18 protein-coding genes are annotated in these 14920 nt (G+C 59.5%); 4 read left to right on the top strand and 14 right to left on the bottom strand.

The genetic code is table 11. The features are described 5' to 3' along the window. Positions 1-21 precede the first annotated feature (21 nt). The 4 genes from FOY56_RS13730 to FOY56_RS13715 are packed head-to-tail and all read right to left on the bottom strand — an operon-like array spanning position 22 to position 2955. On the bottom strand, positions 22-936 hold the full coding sequence (locus FOY56_RS13730; RefSeq protein ID WP_146346433.1) for an OmpA family protein: 915 nt from the start codon (positions 934-936) through the stop codon (positions 22-24). Continuing rightward, complete coding sequence (locus FOY56_RS13725) at positions 933-1505, bottom strand: peroxidase-related enzyme (protein WP_146346432.1); 573 nt, start codon at positions 1503-1505, stop codon at positions 933-935. The genes FOY56_RS13730 and FOY56_RS13725 overlap by 4 nt, the downstream gene beginning before the upstream one ends. Continuing rightward, complete coding sequence (locus FOY56_RS13720) at positions 1502-2236, bottom strand: GNAT family N-acetyltransferase (protein ID WP_146346431.1); 735 nt, start codon at positions 2234-2236, stop codon at positions 1502-1504. The genes FOY56_RS13725 and FOY56_RS13720 overlap by 4 nt, the downstream gene beginning before the upstream one ends. Further along, on the bottom strand, positions 2233-2955 hold the full coding sequence (locus FOY56_RS13715; protein WP_146346430.1) for a competence/damage-inducible protein A: 723 nt from the start codon (positions 2953-2955) through the stop codon (positions 2233-2235). The genes FOY56_RS13720 and FOY56_RS13715 overlap by 4 nt, the downstream gene beginning before the upstream one ends. 62 nt (positions 2956-3017) lie before the next feature. Between FOY56_RS13715 and sfsA the strand changes: the two genes are divergently transcribed. Then, on the top strand, positions 3018-3734 hold the full coding sequence (gene sfsA / locus FOY56_RS13710; protein ID WP_146346429.1) for a DNA/RNA nuclease SfsA: 717 nt from the start codon (positions 3018-3020) through the stop codon (positions 3732-3734). Here the strand turns inward: sfsA and FOY56_RS13705 are convergent. Further along, entirely contained in the window at positions 3721-4365 is a 645-nt protein-coding gene (locus tag FOY56_RS13705) for a hypothetical protein (RefSeq protein ID WP_146346428.1), read from the bottom strand. The genes sfsA and FOY56_RS13705 overlap by 14 nt on opposite strands. Positions 4366-4564: 199 nt before the next feature. Between FOY56_RS13705 and map the strand changes: the two genes are divergently transcribed. Further along, positions 4565-5395 (top strand): type I methionyl aminopeptidase, encoded by an 831-nt coding sequence (map, locus tag FOY56_RS13700; RefSeq protein ID WP_146346427.1) that lies wholly within the window; start codon positions 4565-4567, stop codon positions 5393-5395. 130 nt (positions 5396-5525) lie between these two features. Here map and FOY56_RS13695 read toward each other — a convergent pair whose 3' ends face one another. The 3 genes from FOY56_RS13695 to FOY56_RS13685 are packed head-to-tail and all read right to left on the bottom strand — an operon-like array spanning position 5526 to position 7932. After that, the gene (locus tag FOY56_RS13695; RefSeq protein ID WP_146346426.1) at positions 5526-6164 is read right to left on the bottom strand and encodes an HAD family hydrolase; all 639 of its coding nucleotides are present in this window, start codon (positions 6162-6164) and stop codon (positions 5526-5528) included. Beyond that, entirely contained in the window at positions 6161-6724 is a 564-nt protein-coding gene (gene rsmD / locus FOY56_RS13690; protein ID WP_146346425.1) for a 16S rRNA (guanine(966)-N(2))-methyltransferase RsmD, read from the bottom strand. The genes FOY56_RS13695 and rsmD overlap by 4 nt, the downstream gene beginning before the upstream one ends. Next, a complete protein-coding gene (locus FOY56_RS13685; RefSeq protein ID WP_146346424.1) occupies positions 6721-7932 on the bottom strand; it encodes an NAD(P)/FAD-dependent oxidoreductase in 1212 nt (403 codons plus the stop codon). The genes rsmD and FOY56_RS13685 overlap by 4 nt, the downstream gene beginning before the upstream one ends. A 113-nt stretch (positions 7933-8045) precedes the next feature. On the opposite strand from FOY56_RS13685, the gene FOY56_RS13680 reads away from it, so the two are divergent. Further along, positions 8046-8531: a peroxiredoxin gene (locus tag FOY56_RS13680; RefSeq protein ID WP_146346423.1), complete on the top strand. Its 486-nt coding sequence runs from the start codon at positions 8046-8048 to the stop codon at positions 8529-8531. Positions 8532-8592: 61 nt separating this feature from the next. Then, the gene (locus FOY56_RS13675) at positions 8593-8895 is read left to right on the top strand and encodes a hypothetical protein (RefSeq protein ID WP_146346422.1); all 303 of its coding nucleotides are present in this window, start codon (positions 8593-8595) and stop codon (positions 8893-8895) included. Positions 8896-8899: 4 nt separating this feature from the next. Here FOY56_RS13675 and FOY56_RS13670 read toward each other — a convergent pair whose 3' ends face one another. The 6 genes from FOY56_RS13670 to FOY56_RS13645 all read right to left on the bottom strand — a co-directional run bounded on the left by FOY56_RS13670 (position 8900) and on the right by FOY56_RS13645 (position 14842). Next, positions 8900-9193 (bottom strand): 4a-hydroxytetrahydrobiopterin dehydratase, encoded by a 294-nt coding sequence (locus FOY56_RS13670; RefSeq protein ID WP_146346421.1) that lies wholly within the window; start codon positions 9191-9193, stop codon positions 8900-8902. Next, positions 9190-10377, bottom strand: coding sequence for a GNAT family N-acetyltransferase (locus FOY56_RS13665; protein ID WP_146346420.1), 1188 nt, complete (start codon positions 10375-10377; stop codon positions 9190-9192). Before FOY56_RS13665 ends, FOY56_RS13670 begins: the two co-directional genes overlap by 4 nt. 45 nt (positions 10378-10422) lie before the next feature. Continuing rightward, positions 10423-11193 (bottom strand): glycerophosphodiester phosphodiesterase family protein, encoded by a 771-nt coding sequence (locus FOY56_RS13660; RefSeq protein ID WP_146346419.1) that lies wholly within the window; start codon positions 11191-11193, stop codon positions 10423-10425. Next, on the bottom strand, positions 11190-11648 hold the full coding sequence (locus tag FOY56_RS13655; protein ID WP_146346418.1) for a RidA family protein: 459 nt from the start codon (positions 11646-11648) through the stop codon (positions 11190-11192). Before FOY56_RS13655 ends, FOY56_RS13660 begins: the two co-directional genes overlap by 4 nt. A gap of 162 nt (positions 11649-11810) precedes the next feature. After that, the gene (locus FOY56_RS13650) at positions 11811-13112 is read right to left on the bottom strand and encodes an HlyD family type I secretion periplasmic adaptor subunit (protein ID WP_146346417.1); all 1302 of its coding nucleotides are present in this window, start codon (positions 13110-13112) and stop codon (positions 11811-11813) included. After that, on the bottom strand, positions 13109-14842 hold the full coding sequence (locus FOY56_RS13645) for a type I secretion system permease/ATPase (protein ID WP_146346416.1): 1734 nt from the start codon (positions 14840-14842) through the stop codon (positions 13109-13111). The genes FOY56_RS13650 and FOY56_RS13645 overlap by 4 nt, the downstream gene beginning before the upstream one ends. Positions 14843-14920 lie beyond the last annotated feature (78 nt).

Genomic DNA, 14920 nt, shown 5'->3' with positions numbered 1-14920 from the left:
CCCAGCCTATCACAATTTCCGCTATTTCGGCAGCAGGATGACCTCGACCCGACGGTTGGCCTCGCGTCCCGCCTTGGTCAGGTTCGACGCAATCGGCGCAAGATACCCCATGCCTTCGGCTTCGATCCGGTCACCCGAGACATCGAAATCCCGAAGCATCCGCGCCCGAACCGCTTCGGCCCGGGATTTGGACAGGGCGATATTCGCAGACAGGCGACCAACGCTGTCCGTGTGGCCGACAAAGACAAGGCGATAATCATCGTGGGTATCGATAAAGCCGGACAGCGCCTCAAGCGACGCAAACGGGCCGTCGCCCAGTTCGTTGGCCCCTGTCCTGAACTCCAAGTCGCTTAAAACAACATGGCCTTGCGCCATCAGCCGCGAAACCAGATCCTCTGCAAGTGGCGCAACAGGCGTCTCGGTCGGGAGGACAACCGGAATACCCTGTTCTTGCGTCACCTCGGTCGCGATGATCTGCTGCACATAAACCGACGCTGCCGTGCGGCTGATCAAAAGGCTTTGAACGTCACCCGGTGCACGTCGCGCCGACAGAAACCGGAAATCCCCAAGATCCACATACATGTGCGGGCCGGGCAAAACCTCGGTTCCAAAGCGGAAATCAAACCCGCCACACGCCTTGTCCGCGCATTCAAAAATGGTCTCATACCCTTGCGCCGCTATCTGCGCGCGCAAGGGGGCCAGCATCTGCAACGTCGTCGATGATCCGCCATCAATCCGCCAGCTGCGCCGCTCGATCCGCCCTTCGATCAATTCGGCAGGAATCGCCCCATCCGCAAACGGGCCGATGGGCAGCGCATAACTGTCCAGCGGGCTGATGCGTTCGGCTTGCTCACGCGCGGTCACCGGCAGCTCCAGCGCGGCAAGAGCCGGGGCCACGGCCAGAAACAAAAAGGTGACGACGGCAGTTCTGATCATCTGTGTTGGGCGTGATACTCTTCGTTCGGCCACATCGCCGTCGCGCTCGAGATCCGGTTGGTCATGTTGTAAAACGCCGCGACATTGGCGATGTCCCAGATATCGCGATCACTGAATCCGACATCGCGCAGGCCCTGCCGGTGCTCTTCTTCGATCGACGCGCTGGAGGTGGTCATATGCGCCGCGAAATCCAGCATTGCGCGCTGCCGCGCATCCAGATCGGCAACGCGATAGTTCATCACCATCATCTCGCCCAGCATCGGATCGCCCGACAATTGCCGCACCGCTGCGCCATGCGCCACAAGGCAATAGAAGCATTTGTTGATCGATGACACGACCACGGCAATCATCTCGCGCTCCAGCTTGCTCAGCCCGCTCTGCCCCAGCATCAGATCGTTATACATGGCCGTAAACGTGTTCAGCTTGTCGATATCAAACGCGTTCGCCTTCAGCACGTTCGGCACCATGCCCAGCTTGTCGACGCAAATGTCAAAATACTTCTGCGTAGCTTCGGGCAACGGGTCGACCATCGGCAAATCAAGCGCGGTCACGGGTCTGGTGTCAGTCACGTCGGTATCTCCTCATTCGGCGTGCGTCGATAATGATACTGCCCCACAACACGCATTCCGAGCGAGGAATACAAGCCGTTCGCCGCGTCATTCGCTTGCGTGCACAATACGGTCATACGGGTGGCGCCGTGATCGCGCGCCCAAATGGCCGCACCACGCATCATCCACTTGCCCAACCCCATCCCGCGCTGATGCGGCAGGATTTCAAGCGCATGCACCATCGCGGCGTCGCCTTGGATGGCCACAAACCCGACCCCGCCGGGTTTGTCGTTATAGCGCCCCAGCAGCCCGGTTTTCGGCCCCTTGGCGCGCTGCATGACAGCCAGCCGTTCCGGACCGATGCCACCGCTGGCCCAAGCCTCGCACATGATCGCCAACGGTTCCCAAACCACCAGAACCGTCACGCGCGGGATCGGGAGGTCAGTCAGCTGATCCAGGCCGCATTCATAGATATTGACCGCATCGAACGCCTCATACCCGCGCGCTGCCAGTGCGGCATCCAGCGCCGCATCCTCGGGCCGGATCATGAACAACGGGCGCTGCCCCATATCGCGCATCGCGGCCTCGGCTGCATCGATATCGCTATCGTCAAAGGCACCGTTCACAGTTGCCGCCGACACCCGGCTGCCGCCCCCGTCACCCCGGCGCAGGGTCCACGGGCCAACCTGCCGATACTCCGCAGCAGGCCACGTCCCGTCAACAATCTCGGCAATCGACGGATGCGTGCTCAAAGGCCAAGCTCCCCGGCCAGCCGGGTCATGGCCGCGTCGATACGCGCCCCGTCAGACCCGCGCACAACCACGCTTGCCCCGAACACCCCATTCTTCTGAAACGGATAGCATCCAATCGACAAATCACTGAAATCAGCCGCCAACGCGTTCAGCGTCGCCGCGATCTCGCCTTCGCCCCGCTCGATCCGCAAGGATTGCGACAACAGCGGCGCGCCCCCGGTGATCGTCGGCAGAACGCTGGCCACCATGGCCTCGAACACCGCCGGAACCCCGGCCATCACATTGACGTTCTCAAGCGTAAATCCCGGCGCGGTCGATACCGGATTGTCGATCAGCGTCGCCCCATCCGGAATCCGCGCCATCCGCAACCGCGCCTCGTTCAGTTCAACCCCGGTCCGCGCATAATGGGCCTCCAGCAACGCCCGCGCATCATCGCGGACATCAATCGACGCGCCAAAGGCGGCCGCGATGCAATCGGCCGTTATATCATCATGGGTCGGCCCGATCCCACCACTGGTGAACACGTGATCATAGGCCGCCGACAACGCCTGAACCGCGCCGGTTATCGCGTCCGGATCATCGCTGACCACGCGCACTTCGCGCAGGTCGACGCCGTGTTTGGTCAGTTCACCGGCCAGATAGTACATGTTCGAATCGCGGGTCCGGCCTGACAGGATTTCATCGCCGATCACCAACATAGCTGCGGTAGGATTGGTCATCTCGTCCCTTTCGTGAGTGGGCGGTCTTGAAGGGCCGCCCGGGCAGGTATAGGCCGGGTTTCATGCGCTTTCAAACCCCTCTTGTCCCCGCCCGGCTGATACGTCGCTACAAACGGTTTCTCGCCGATTGCACTCTGGATGACGGGCGCGAGGTCACCGCCCATTGCGCCAACCCCGGCTCGATGATGGGTCTGGCCGAACCCGGCATGAAGATCTGGCTTGAACCTAACGACGACCCGAAGAAAAAGCTCAAATTCGGCTGGCGACTGGTTGACCATGAAAATGGCCATTTCACCGGCGTCGATACCTCGGTCCCCAACCGCGCCCTGCGCAGCGCCCTCATCGACCGTCAGATCCCCGATCTGGACGCCTATGAAACCGTCCGCCCCGAGGTGAAATACGGTCAGGCCAGCCGCATCGATTTCCTGCTGACCCAGCCGGGCCTGCCCGACACCTATGTCGAGGTCAAATCCGTCACCCTGTCCCGCCAGCCCGGTCTTGCTGAATTCCCCGACAGCGTCACCGCGCGCGGAGCGAAACATCTGGGCGAATTGGCCGACATGGCCCGCGACGGTCACCGCGCGATCCTGCTGTATCTGGTGCAGCGCACCGATTGCAGCACCGTCACTGTGGCCGCCGATATAGATCCGACCTATGCCGCCGCCCTTGCCGCCGCGACCAGGGCGGGTGTCGAGGTGATGGCCCTTGGCTGCACCCTGTCCCCCGACAGCATCGACGTCGCCAACCCCTTACCGGTGCAGATCGCTACTGCGGTCTGACAATTGAAATCGACGGGTCGTAAACCACGGTCGTGATGTCCACAAACGCCGCCGGATCGGGGGCCCAGGATGCAGTCATCTCGGCGGTTTCCAACCGGGCCAACTGTCCGGACGCCGGATCCAGAAAGGCCGTATAAAGCCCGCCAAACCAGCTTCCGTGCACATTTGTATCGGTCTTGGTCCGATAGACATATTTGACCAGCGTCTGACCATCGACAGCCACCTCGCCCGGACAGGATGTCTCGGACAAGTTGGCCGCCTGCTGAACGTTCATCTGACGCGTCATCTCGGCAAAATCCGCTGGCAATTTTGACCCTGTTGGCGTCCACGGCCCGTCAAAAGATGGCCCCGACCACATGTCCAGATCATAGGTCAGATAATAATTGCCGCCCGACTTGCTAACCGACTTCAGAACCGTTTCCCAATACACATCCGTGACCATGGTTTCGCTGCCGTCCGGATTGTGCCGGATCGTCGTTTCATGCCGCTTGGGGCGCACAAACGGGTCCATCGCCCCGCCTTGAAACATGGCCGCAATCGTCTCGCGACAAGGATCAGCCGCTGCGGGCGGGATGGTCAGACCCACCGAAACAGCACTCAGACACAGGGCGGAAAAGCCGGAAATACGCATGAAAAACCTCCAGTCACAGAATGAAAGACACGATGAAATATCATCCCACACTAAGGCCCAGCCCCGCCATCGGGCAAGTCCCGGCATCTTAAGCAACTGTAAACGCGCCGTTTGCCGCCTTGACGCCGTCTTGAATTCTCTGTGCGGCTCACCTCTGGTCCTTCCCCACAAATCGTCCTAAATAGGATGCAAGCGCAGAATGATGGAGCGTATTTTGAAAAGTGATTTACGCGGTCGTGTGACCAAAGATGGAATCCGCCTTTATGACCGGTCCGATTTCGCCGGGATGCACGCCGCTGGAAAGTTGGCGGCGCAAATTCTGGATGACATCGCCCCCTTTGTTTTTCCCGGCCAGTCAACCGGAGTGATCGACGGCAAGATCACCGAGATGGTCGAAGCCAATGGCGCGACCTCGGCAACGATCGGCTACAAAGGTTATCAGCACGCCAGCTGCATTTCCGTGAACCACGTGGTCTGCCATGGCATCCCGGGGGCCAAGGTGCTCAAGGATGGCGACATCCTGAACATCGACGTCACCGTGATCGTCGATGGCTGGTACGGCGACACGTCCCGCATGTATGCAGCCGGCAAACTGCCGCGCAAGGCCGAGCGTCTGATCCAGGTCACACATGACGCCCTGTTCAAAGGCATCGAAATGGTCAAGCCGGGCAACACGTTCGGCGATATTGGCCACGCCATTCAGGCCTATGTCGAAGCCCACCGGATGAGCGTGGTTCGTGATTTCTGTGGTCACGGACTTGGCCGCGTGTTCCACGCTCCGCCCAATGTTCTGCATTATGGCCGTCCCGGAACCGGTGCCGTTCTGGAAGAGGGCATGTTCTTCACCATCGAACCGATGGTGAATCTGGGCCGACCCGAGACCAAGACGCTGGCCGATGACTGGACTGCCGTCACCCGCGACAAATCCCTTTCCGCGCAGTTCGAACATTCGATCGGGGTCACGGCTGATGGATATGACATTTTCACCCTGTCACCCGGCGGAAAATTTCACCCCACATATGGCGAGTGACCCGGGGGAATTTTTTCCCGGGCAAGTCTCACGGTGATTGTCTCATTCCGGGGCAGTACAAAACGGTACATCGCCCCGGTTTGGGATGTACAAAACGGCCCAAACTCCTGCCCCGCAGGGGTTTAGCCGGTCACAGGATATGTGCGGGCACCTCGGCCATGTCGAGGATCACCGTCGCGCCCAACGCCTGCAACTGTGCCCCATCCCCCAGCGGGGCATAGCCAAGACACCGCATTCCGGCCCGCGCCGCGGCGGTCACACCGGTGGCACTGTCTTCGACCACCAGACACTCGGCTGGTTGCACGCCAAACTGCTCTGCCGCAGCCAAAAATAATCCCGGGTCAGGTTTGGAAACGCCCAGCGTATAAGCCGAAAAGATCCGGCCCTGAAACTGCTCCCAAAGCCCATTCTGGCCCAATGTGATCTGCATTTTGGCCTCGTGTCCGTTTGACGCAACGCAATGCGGAATATCATTATTTTCCAAATAACCCAGCAGGTTACGCACACCTGGGACAAGCGGAACGCCCTCTTCCAGACGCGCATACATCTTGGCATAGATCTGATCGACCCAGTCGGTTGGAAGGTCCGCGCCCAGTGTGCGGGCCTTCGCGGCAACGCCCAACATCGTCCCGCCAACGAACATCCGAAAACAGTCTTCCAGCGTCAGGGTCAGCCCGTATCCGGCAAGATCCTCGACCAGAACAAGGTTGGTCGCGCGTTCGCTATCGACCAGAACGCCGTCACAATCAAAAATGACCAGACCTGTCATGATGCGGCTCCGTCTTCGCGCCACAACAGCGTGATATGGGTGTCTCCATACTTGCGCGCATCATGCATTTCAAAACCGGGAGGCGCCATCATCGGTGCATTTTCCTCCCATACTATCAATGCGTTATCTGCGATCCAGCCGCCATCCACCGCCGCTAACAAGGCCTTTTCCCCAATCCCTTTGCCATACGGCGGATCAAGGAACACAAGGTCATAGGGCGCATCAGAATTGGGCCCCAACTTCGTCGCATCCCGCCGGATCAACTGCGTATGCGTGGCCCCGGTCAACCCGATGTTCTTGCGGATCAGCCCCTGCGCCACACGCCCGTCATCGACAAAGGTCACGTGCTCTGCCCCGCGCGACAGGGCTTCCAACCCCAAAGCACCCGTTCCGGCAAACAGGTCCAGCACCCGCGCATCGGCAATAACTCCCAGCGAAGTCAGAACGCTGAACAAGCTTTCGCGCACCCGATCAGTCGTCGGGCGCAGATGCGCGCCCGCATCGCCTTTGCCAACCGAGGCCAAGGCCCGCCCCCGGAACGCGCCCGCAATGATCCTCACGCTTTGAGCAGGGGTTTAAGATCCGCCTCGGGATCGCTCACAATGGCTGGATCTGCGGTTTTACCGTTGTCGATCAAACGCTTACCCACCATATAGGCGCGTGGATCATTCATCGCGTCAACCGCCAGCAACTGGCCACCTTTGTAGTACCAGAACGATACCGTCTGACCGTCGCCCAGACGCGACACAATATGGTCATACCCGGTGTTCAGCCCGGCAATCTGCAATTTGACGTCATACTGGTCCGACCAGAACCATGGCTGCGGCACATAAGCGGTTTCGCCGCCCATCATATTGGCCGCCACGCATTCGGCCTGATCAATCGCATTTGGTACGCTTTCCAGCCGCAACCGACCCTTGCGATACGGGAAAGATGCGCAATCGCCCGCCGCCCAGATTGATGCATCCGACGTCCGGCCCAGTGCATCAGTCTTGATCCCGTTTTCGATCTCAAGCCCGGCCATCTCGGCCAACGCCGTCGACGGGGCGATGCCCACACCGACAACGACGAAATCGACGTCGATCTCACTGTCATCGCTTAGGATTGCGCCAGTTACACGGCCATCAGTCCCGACCAAACGCTGCAACCCGATTCCTTCTATGATTTCAACGCCATGCTCACTGTGGAGCGTGCGGAAATAGTCGCTCGTTTCCTTGGCCGCGACCCGTTGCAGGATGCGGTCGGCCATCTCAACCAATGTCACTTTGACACCAAGCTTGGCAGCGACTGCGGCGGCTTCCAGACCGATATAGCCACCGCCAACGATCAAGGCGCGCTTGCCCTTGACGACATGCGGCGCCATCGCATCGACATCATCCAACCCGCGCACCACAAAAACGCCGTCCAGATCGCCGCCGATCGCGGCTGGCAAGCGGCGTGGATCAGACCCGGTGGTCAGGGCCAGTTGGTCATAGGCGATCACCTCATCCCCGACCGTCACGGTTTTACCAACAGGATCGATGGCCGTGACCGGCTGTCCCAGTTTCACTGTAATGCTCTGTTCTGCATAGAAACTTTCGGGGCGCAAAAACAAACGTTCCAATGCCATATCGCCCAGCAAATACGCCTTGGACAACGGCGGACGCTGATAGGGCAACACCGGCTCGGCCCCGATCAACGTGATTTCGCCTGTAAACCCGTCTTTGCGTAATTTGGCGACAAGCGATGCGCCTGCCTGCCCCGCACCGATCACGACATAGTGAGACACCTGTATCTCTCCCATCAATTAATGGTCTTCATTGCGTGGGAACCTACATGAGCGTAGGGCTTATATGCAATTGGAACCGCCATGTGCGAATACCTACAAAACGGAGGAATAATATGATTTCAGTTGGCGACACACTGCCCGAAGCAACCCTGATCCAGATGACAGCCGATGGACCCGCCGCAGTGTCCCTGGCAGAAAAGACAGCAGGCCGCAAAGTTGTGATCTTTGCCGTTCCCGGCGCCTTCACGCCGACCTGCCATTCGGCACACGTGCCCAGCTTTATCCGCACGAAGGATCAGTTCGACGCCAAGGGCGTTGAAGAAGTCATTTGCGTGTCGGTCAATGACCCCTTCGTGATGAAAGCCTGGGGCGATGCAACCGGCGCTGCTGCTGCTGGCATCACCATGCTGGCCGACGCTGACAGCGGCTTCACCAAGGCCATCGGCATGGACTTTGACGCGCCCCCTGCTGGCCTGATGGCCCGTTCGGGTCGTTATGCGATGCTGGTGGAGGATGGCAAAGTGACCCTGTTCCAACCAGAAGAAAGCCCCGGTGTCTGCGAAGTGTCCGCTGGCGAAGGCCTTCTGGCGTCGATGTAATACCTGAATACGCGCCGCGGCCACCTTGGGTTGCGGCGCAGTTTCTTCCAAAGGAGGAGCTATGTTGTACAGATTTGCCATACCCGCCTTGCTGCTGGTCGCCGCCTGCGAGGTGCCGGATAATCCGGTACGCACGTCAAATTCCGGTGCCACGCAGATCAGCATTCAGAACGGCAGGAATTGCCTGAACAACCGCTGCTTTGATCTGAACACCAGCCGAGGGTCCGTCCAATTGACCGGCAAAAACCCGGCTCGCATTCCGTCTGGCATCAATTACTCGGATGGCTTTGTCACACAAGACGAATTCAACCGCATGTTCGCAGCTGCCAATTCGGCCTATGCCTCGGGGGTTGGTCGCCGCTGAGAGATCAGATCAGACTGTCCATCTTGCGCGCCAGTTTCGCGTCCAAAGCGCTTAGCCCATCGACATCATGTGTGGTCAAAACCACGTCGACCGAGCGATAGACATTGCTCCATTCCGGGTGATGATCCCATTTTTCGGCCCAGATCGCGACACGTGTCATCCAGCCGAACGCATCCACAAAATCGTCAAAGCGAAAGGTCTTGGTGATCGCATCGCGCCCTTCAACCATTTCCCAGCCGGTGGCGAACAGCGGGTCCAGCAATGGCCCCCGGGTTTCTTCTGACATCTTCTCGGTCATTCTTGCTCCTCCACATGTGCCTTCCGGAAAGGCCCGTATTCGGTCAGGATTTCGATCTCTTCCGCAACCGCCTCGCGCTCCGCCGCAAGATACTTGCGCACGGCGTCGGCGAAACCCGGATCAGCAATCCAATGCAGGCTATGAGTCTGCGTCGGCAGATACCCCCGCGCCAGCTTGTGTTCCCCCTGCGCCCCCGCTTCGACCCGCTGCAATCCGTGCTCGATGGCAAAGTCGATTGCCCGATAATAGCACAGTTCGAAATGCAGACAGGGATGATGTTCAACGCAGCCCCAATAGCGGCCAAACAACGCCTCACGCCCGATGAAATTCAGCGCCCCCGCCACCCAGCGACCATCGCGTTCTGCCAAAGCCAGCATGACATCGTCACGCATATGCGCCTGAACCTCGTCAAAAAACGCCCGCGACAGGTAGGGAGACCCCCATTTCCGCGCACCGGTATCCTGATAGAACTGCCAGAACGCATCCCAATGCTCGGGCTGCAGATCGTCACCCGTGAACATCTGAATGGTGCCACCAAACGCATTGGCCTGCTGACGTTCCTTGCGCAAATTCTTGCGTTTGCGCGATGACAGGCTGGCAAGGAACGCATCAAAGCTGTCATACCCGGGGTTCAACCAATGAAACTGCTGACTGGTCCGGTGCATCAGGCCCATCTGCTCGCCCTTCGCCGCTTCATCCTCGGTGCAAAAGGTTATGTGAACAGAACTGACCTCGTTGTCTGACGCCAGTTGCACCGCGCCCTGCACAAGCGCCGATTCACCCACACCGGAATACCCGGGCCGCACCAGAAACCGCCGCCCCGTCGCAGGCGTGAATGGGGCCGCGATCTGTAACTTGGGATAGTAATGCCCGCCCGCGTTTTCATACGCGTGGGCCCAGTTATGGTCGAAGATGTATTCGCCCTGGCTGTGGTGCTTGATGTACATCGGCGCTGCGGCAATCAGCATCCCGTCCAGATAGGCCGCCAGATACCGCGGCTCCCACCCGGATCGCGCCCCGACCGACCCGCTGGTCTCAAGGGCGCGCAAAAACCTATAGGTCGTGAACGGATCCAGCGGCGCGCCACCATCGGACGCTTCCGGGCAGGCGCAGGCATCCCAATCTTCTGCCGCGATCTGCGACAGAGAGGTCAGTACATTAATCTCGATCTGAGCCTGGTCCATAATCTCTCCGCGCCTGATCACTATCTGTGGTCTGACGCCATTGGATCAAGCCGGAAGATCGGCCAGATAGCCCTCGAAGGTGATATTATCCGACAGTTTGCGCGCCTCCGCCTCGGCTTCGGGCGACCGGATCGTCCAGCACAACACTGGCACACCATCGTCCCACAACTGGCGCACCCTTGGGTTGGCCAGATCTACAGCATGATGGCTGATGAAGGACGCGCCGCTGGCTTCAAAATCCGGGATATCGCGCAACCGGGCACAGGTTGCCTCGGACAACGGCCAGTCCTTTGGATCATACTCGCTCGTGGTCAACCCACGCGGAATGTCCGGTGCCAGCCGGGCCAACTCGGCCACGCTGTGCGGGTTGAAAGACATCACAGCCACCGGGCCGTCATAGCCGTCCAAAGCCTGCACCGTAGCGGCCTCCAGCCTTCCGATATTCGCCCCCATCGCGCCATCCTGATCTTTCAGCTCGATCAGAACCGGCACCTGCCCGCCGACGATCTCAAGCACCTCGGACAAGGTCGGGATCGTTTCGCCATCCCCGTGCAACAGGACAATCTGACTGGCTTGCGCCGCACTCCGCCCCTGAATCGGGCCGCTTTCACCGGTCAGCCGGGCAAGATCATAGTCATGAAACACCATGGCTTGACCGTCTGAACTCAGTTGCAAATCAATCTCGATACCATACCCGGCTTCAATCGCGGCACGGATCGCCGCGCGAGAATTTTCGGGGCGTCCCTGGGCAATATCGTGCAACGCACGGTGCGCGATGGGCACCCGCAGCAACCCGTCGGAAAGAGCCGGTTTCATCGGACCTGAAAGATCCCTTCGATTTCCACCGCAACGCCCAAAGGCAACGCCGCCGCCGAAACGGCTGAGCGTGAATGCCGTCCGGCATCGCCCAGCGCTTCGACCAGAAAATCAGACGCGCCGTTGATCACCTGAGGCTGGTTGGTGAAATCGGCTGTCGAATTGACAAAACCGGTCAGCTTGACCACGCGCACCAACCGCTCCAGATCGCCCCCGCAGGCCGCGCGCACCTGCGCCAGCAGGTTGATGGCACACCGCTTGGCCGCCGCTGCGCCCGCGTCGACCTCCATCGTGTCGCCCAGTTTGCCGATGATCAGCCCGTTTTCGTCATTCGAAATCTGGCCCGAGACATAGACGATGTCTCCGATCTGCACGAACGGCACATAATTCGCCGCTGGCGCAGGCGCGTCCGGCAGTGTGACACCCAGGTCGGCAAGTTTGGCTTCGATGGTCATGATCGCGACTCCGTTCATTCAGGTTCGACGCGACGCTGCCCCGATGCCACGCAAAATGCAACCGTTGCTTTCAGGCTGAAAGGCCCGCCAAAAAGCGACCCGCCTTTGGCATCTTCTCTTTCCAAATACTCAACCTTCGACAGCCCCGCCAGGCGGGTCGCCTCAGGTCTCGCGGAAGGCTTTGGTAAAGTAATCCGCCAGCGGCTTCACCAGATACGCCAATGGCGAGCGATCCGCCGTGCGAATAAAGGTTTCGACCGGCATCCCGGGGATCAAGACAGACCCTTCCGGCAGTTTTGCAATCTCACCCTTAGCCAGCTCGATCTCGGCGCGATAATAGGAAATGCCGCTGGCCTGATCTTCGAACGAATCCGCACTGATTTGCGTGACGTTGCCGCTCAGTTCCGGCGTCTGGCGCTGATCCAATGCCGATAGCCGCAGGATAACCTCCTGCCCGACATGCATCTGGTCGATATGAATCGGGTCCACCCGCGCGGCAATCACCAGAGGGCGGTCTTGTGGTACGATATACAGCACCGGGTCTGCCGGGCGAATGACCGAACGCACGGTTTGCACCTGCAACCCGTAGACAATCCCCGAAACCGGCGCTGTGATGTCGAGCCGTGACAGGCGTTCCTGCAAAGACCGGCGCTGTTCGGCCAGTTCCAGTTCGCGATATCGCAAGTCGCGCAGACGTGTGATCGCCTCTTCGCGTTGCGCCGTCCCAAGTTTCAGAACTTCGATGTCGATTTCCGTGATCCGGCCTTCGGTCTGGGCCTGACTGGCAATCAATTCGCCCAGATCTCCCTGAAGATCCGCTTCGGTCCGCCGCAGGTTCAACACGGTGCCCGCCTGCGCAAGGCCTTTGTCCAAAAGTGTTTGCTGATTCTCCAACTCCAGCTGGATCAGTTTAAGCTGAACATCCATTGAGGCCTGCTGCGCTTCGATTCCGTCAATCTGATTGTTGAGTTGCGCCCGGCGCTTTTCCAGCTGATTGATTTCCTGCGTGGTCGACGCCTTGCGAGCGACGTACAACCGCTGTTGCCCGTCGATCAGGTCCTGCACATCGGGCCGGCCGCTGGCGACTTCGACCAATTCGGGATCAAATGTGATCGTCTCAAGTTCATCCCGTTCAGCTTCCAGACGCCCGCGCCGCGCCATCAGTTCAAACAACTGGCCTTCCGCGATCAACAGTTCAGACTTCAGCAGATTTGCGTCCAACCGGATAAGAGGCTGCCCCTCAACGACAGTATCGCCCTCATCGACCATGATCTCGAACACAACGCCACCATCAGGGTGTTGCACAATCTGGCGATTGCGATCGACTTCGATCCGACCCGGCGCAACAATCGCGCCTGCGATTGTCGAAAACGCGGCCCAGGCGCCAAATCCGCCGACCAGCACCAGCAAACCGAAAAGACCGATAAAGACGGGGCGTCGTGCGGACCACGTTGAATTGCTCATTTCACACCTCCCATGGCCTTGGTTTTCTGCAATTGCTGATGGTTCGTAACAGTGTCTTTCAAAACCTGATCTTTCGGCCCAAAGGCTTTAACGGCGCCGTGATCCAGCACCAGAAGCGTATCACATTCCTGAATTGCAGACGGACGGTGCGCCATGATCATCACCGAACTCCCGGCCTCTTTCATTGCCCGGATCGCCTTGTTCAAAGCCATCGATCCTTCGTTGTCGAGGTTCGAATTCGGCTCATCCAGGATTAGCAGGACAGGCTCATCGTACATGGCCCGCGCCAGAGCGACTCGCTGCATCTGACCACCAGACAACCTGCCGCCACCGGCGTTGATGCGGGTGTCATAACCATCGGGCAGTTCCAGAATCATCTCATGCGCGGCAGCCTTTTGGGCCGCGGCGACGACCTTTTGGCTGTCCGGCTGACCTGATAGGCGGGCAATGTTTTCGGCAATGGTCCCCTCAAACAACTGCACCCGTTGCGGCAGATATCCGATATGCAGACCCAGAACATCCGGCGCGTATTGGTCCAGCGCCGCACCATCCAGCCGCACGGTTCCCCCTGCAGGTCTCCAGACCCCGGTCAAAGCCCGCGCCAGTGTCGATTTTCCGGCACCCGACGGACCAATGACGCCCAGCGCCTGCCCCGGCTCAATCTTGAACGTCACCGTCTTCAACTGCGCCCGCGTATCACCCGGAGGCACCACAGTCAGGGATTGCACGTCCAGCTTGGCCTTGGGCTTGGGCAATTCGGTCTTGGTCAGCTCGGGCGGAACATTGCTCAGCAATTCGGCCAGATTGTTCCAGCCGCGCACGGCCCGCTGAACCACCGCCCACTGACCAAGCGCCAGTTCGATCGGAGCCAACGCTCGACCCATCAGGATCGACGATGCGATCATCGCGCCCGCTGTCACTTCGCCCTGCAACACCAGATAGGCACCCAGGCCCAGCATGGCCGATTGCAGGAACAGGCGCAGCGTTTTGGTCATCGACGTGAATGACCCGCTGACATCATTCGCACTGACGCTTTGCACCAGCGATTTTTCGCGGGCCGACTTCCAGCGTTCAAACGCGGCTGTGCGCATGCCCATGGCCTGAATCATCTCGGCTTCGTTGCGGATCTCTTCGGACATCATCGACGCCCGGTGCGATGCAACGTTGGCTTCAATCATTGGGCCGCGCGAAAACAGCTGGTTCATCAGAGCGATAAAGACCAGCACCGCACCGCCACCCAGCGCCAGCATACCCAGCCAGGGATGGAACAGCATGATCCCGGCCAGGAAAATCGGCGTCCAGGGAATATCAAAGGCCGCTGTTAGAACCGGAGAGCTGATCAGACGCTGCACCGATTCCAGATCGGCCAGTCCGGTTTGCGCGTTGGAATCGGCTGACACGGCAGACCGGCGGATCATCGCGTCGAACACGCGTTTGTCCAAAGCGTCCTGAAACCGTGCGCCAACCCGCGCCATGATCCGGCCCCGTGTGTAATCAAGGATGCCCATTATGCCGTACAGAAAGACGACCAACAGTGACAGCGCCACCAGCGTTTCTTCGGACCGGCTGCCCAGAACGCGGTCATAGACCTGCAACATGTACAGGGGCCCGGTCAGCATCAGCATATTCGCAAAAAAGCTGAACAGACCGACAGTCCAGTACAGACCCCGGCTTTGCTGACGGGCTGCGACCAATTCTTCGCGGCCCCTGGTGGTTTTTCCGGTCGTCATTAACGTCGCCCTACCATTTTTTTTCGCAGCTTTTTCCAATGTCCCGGCGTGTTCACGCCAAATCGTGTCGTGGCTTGT

The organism is Falsiphaeobacter marinintestinus (genome assembly GCF_007923355.1).
Classification (GTDB): domain Bacteria; phylum Pseudomonadota; class Alphaproteobacteria; order Rhodobacterales; family Rhodobacteraceae; genus Phaeobacter_A; species Phaeobacter_A marinintestinus.
Note: the sequence above shows the minus strand (reverse complement) of the source record. Positions and strands in the feature narration are given on the sequence as shown.

Excerpts from the sequence above, each read along its gene's own strand:
- FOY56_RS13730 (WP_146346433.1), bottom strand. The coding sequence starts at position 936 with ATGATCAGAACTGCCGTCGTCACCTTTTTGTTTCTGGCCGTGGCCCCG.
- FOY56_RS13715 (WP_146346430.1), bottom strand. The coding sequence starts at position 2,955 with ATGACCAATCCTACCGCAGCTATGTTGGTGATCGGCGATGAAATCCTG.
- sfsA (WP_146346429.1), top strand. The coding sequence starts at position 3,018 with ATGCGCTTTCAAACCCCTCTTGTCCCCGCCCGGCTGATACGTCGCTAC.
- FOY56_RS13705 (WP_146346428.1), bottom strand. The coding sequence starts at position 4,365 with ATGCGTATTTCCGGCTTTTCCGCCCTGTGTCTGAGTGCTGTTTCGGTG.
- map (WP_146346427.1), top strand. The coding sequence starts at position 4,565 with ATGATGGAGCGTATTTTGAAAAGTGATTTACGCGGTCGTGTGACCAAA.
- FOY56_RS13695 (WP_146346426.1), bottom strand. The coding sequence starts at position 6,164 with ATGACAGGTCTGGTCATTTTTGATTGTGACGGCGTTCTGGTCGATAGC.
- FOY56_RS13680 (WP_146346423.1), top strand. The coding sequence starts at position 8,046 with ATGATTTCAGTTGGCGACACACTGCCCGAAGCAACCCTGATCCAGATG.
- FOY56_RS13675 (WP_146346422.1), top strand. The coding sequence starts at position 8,593 with ATGTTGTACAGATTTGCCATACCCGCCTTGCTGCTGGTCGCCGCCTGC.
- FOY56_RS13670 (WP_146346421.1), bottom strand. The coding sequence starts at position 9,193 with ATGACCGAGAAGATGTCAGAAGAAACCCGGGGGCCATTGCTGGACCCG.
- FOY56_RS13665 (WP_146346420.1), bottom strand. The coding sequence starts at position 10,377 with ATGGACCAGGCTCAGATCGAGATTAATGTACTGACCTCTCTGTCGCAG.
- FOY56_RS13660 (WP_146346419.1), bottom strand. The coding sequence starts at position 11,193 with ATGAAACCGGCTCTTTCCGACGGGTTGCTGCGGGTGCCCATCGCGCAC.
- FOY56_RS13655 (WP_146346418.1), bottom strand. The coding sequence starts at position 11,648 with ATGACCATCGAAGCCAAACTTGCCGACCTGGGTGTCACACTGCCGGAC.
- FOY56_RS13650 (WP_146346417.1), bottom strand. The coding sequence starts at position 13,112 with ATGAGCAATTCAACGTGGTCCGCACGACGCCCCGTCTTTATCGGTCTT.
- FOY56_RS13645 (WP_146346416.1), bottom strand. The coding sequence starts at position 14,842 with ATGACGACCGGAAAAACCACCAGGGGCCGCGAAGAATTGGTCGCAGCC.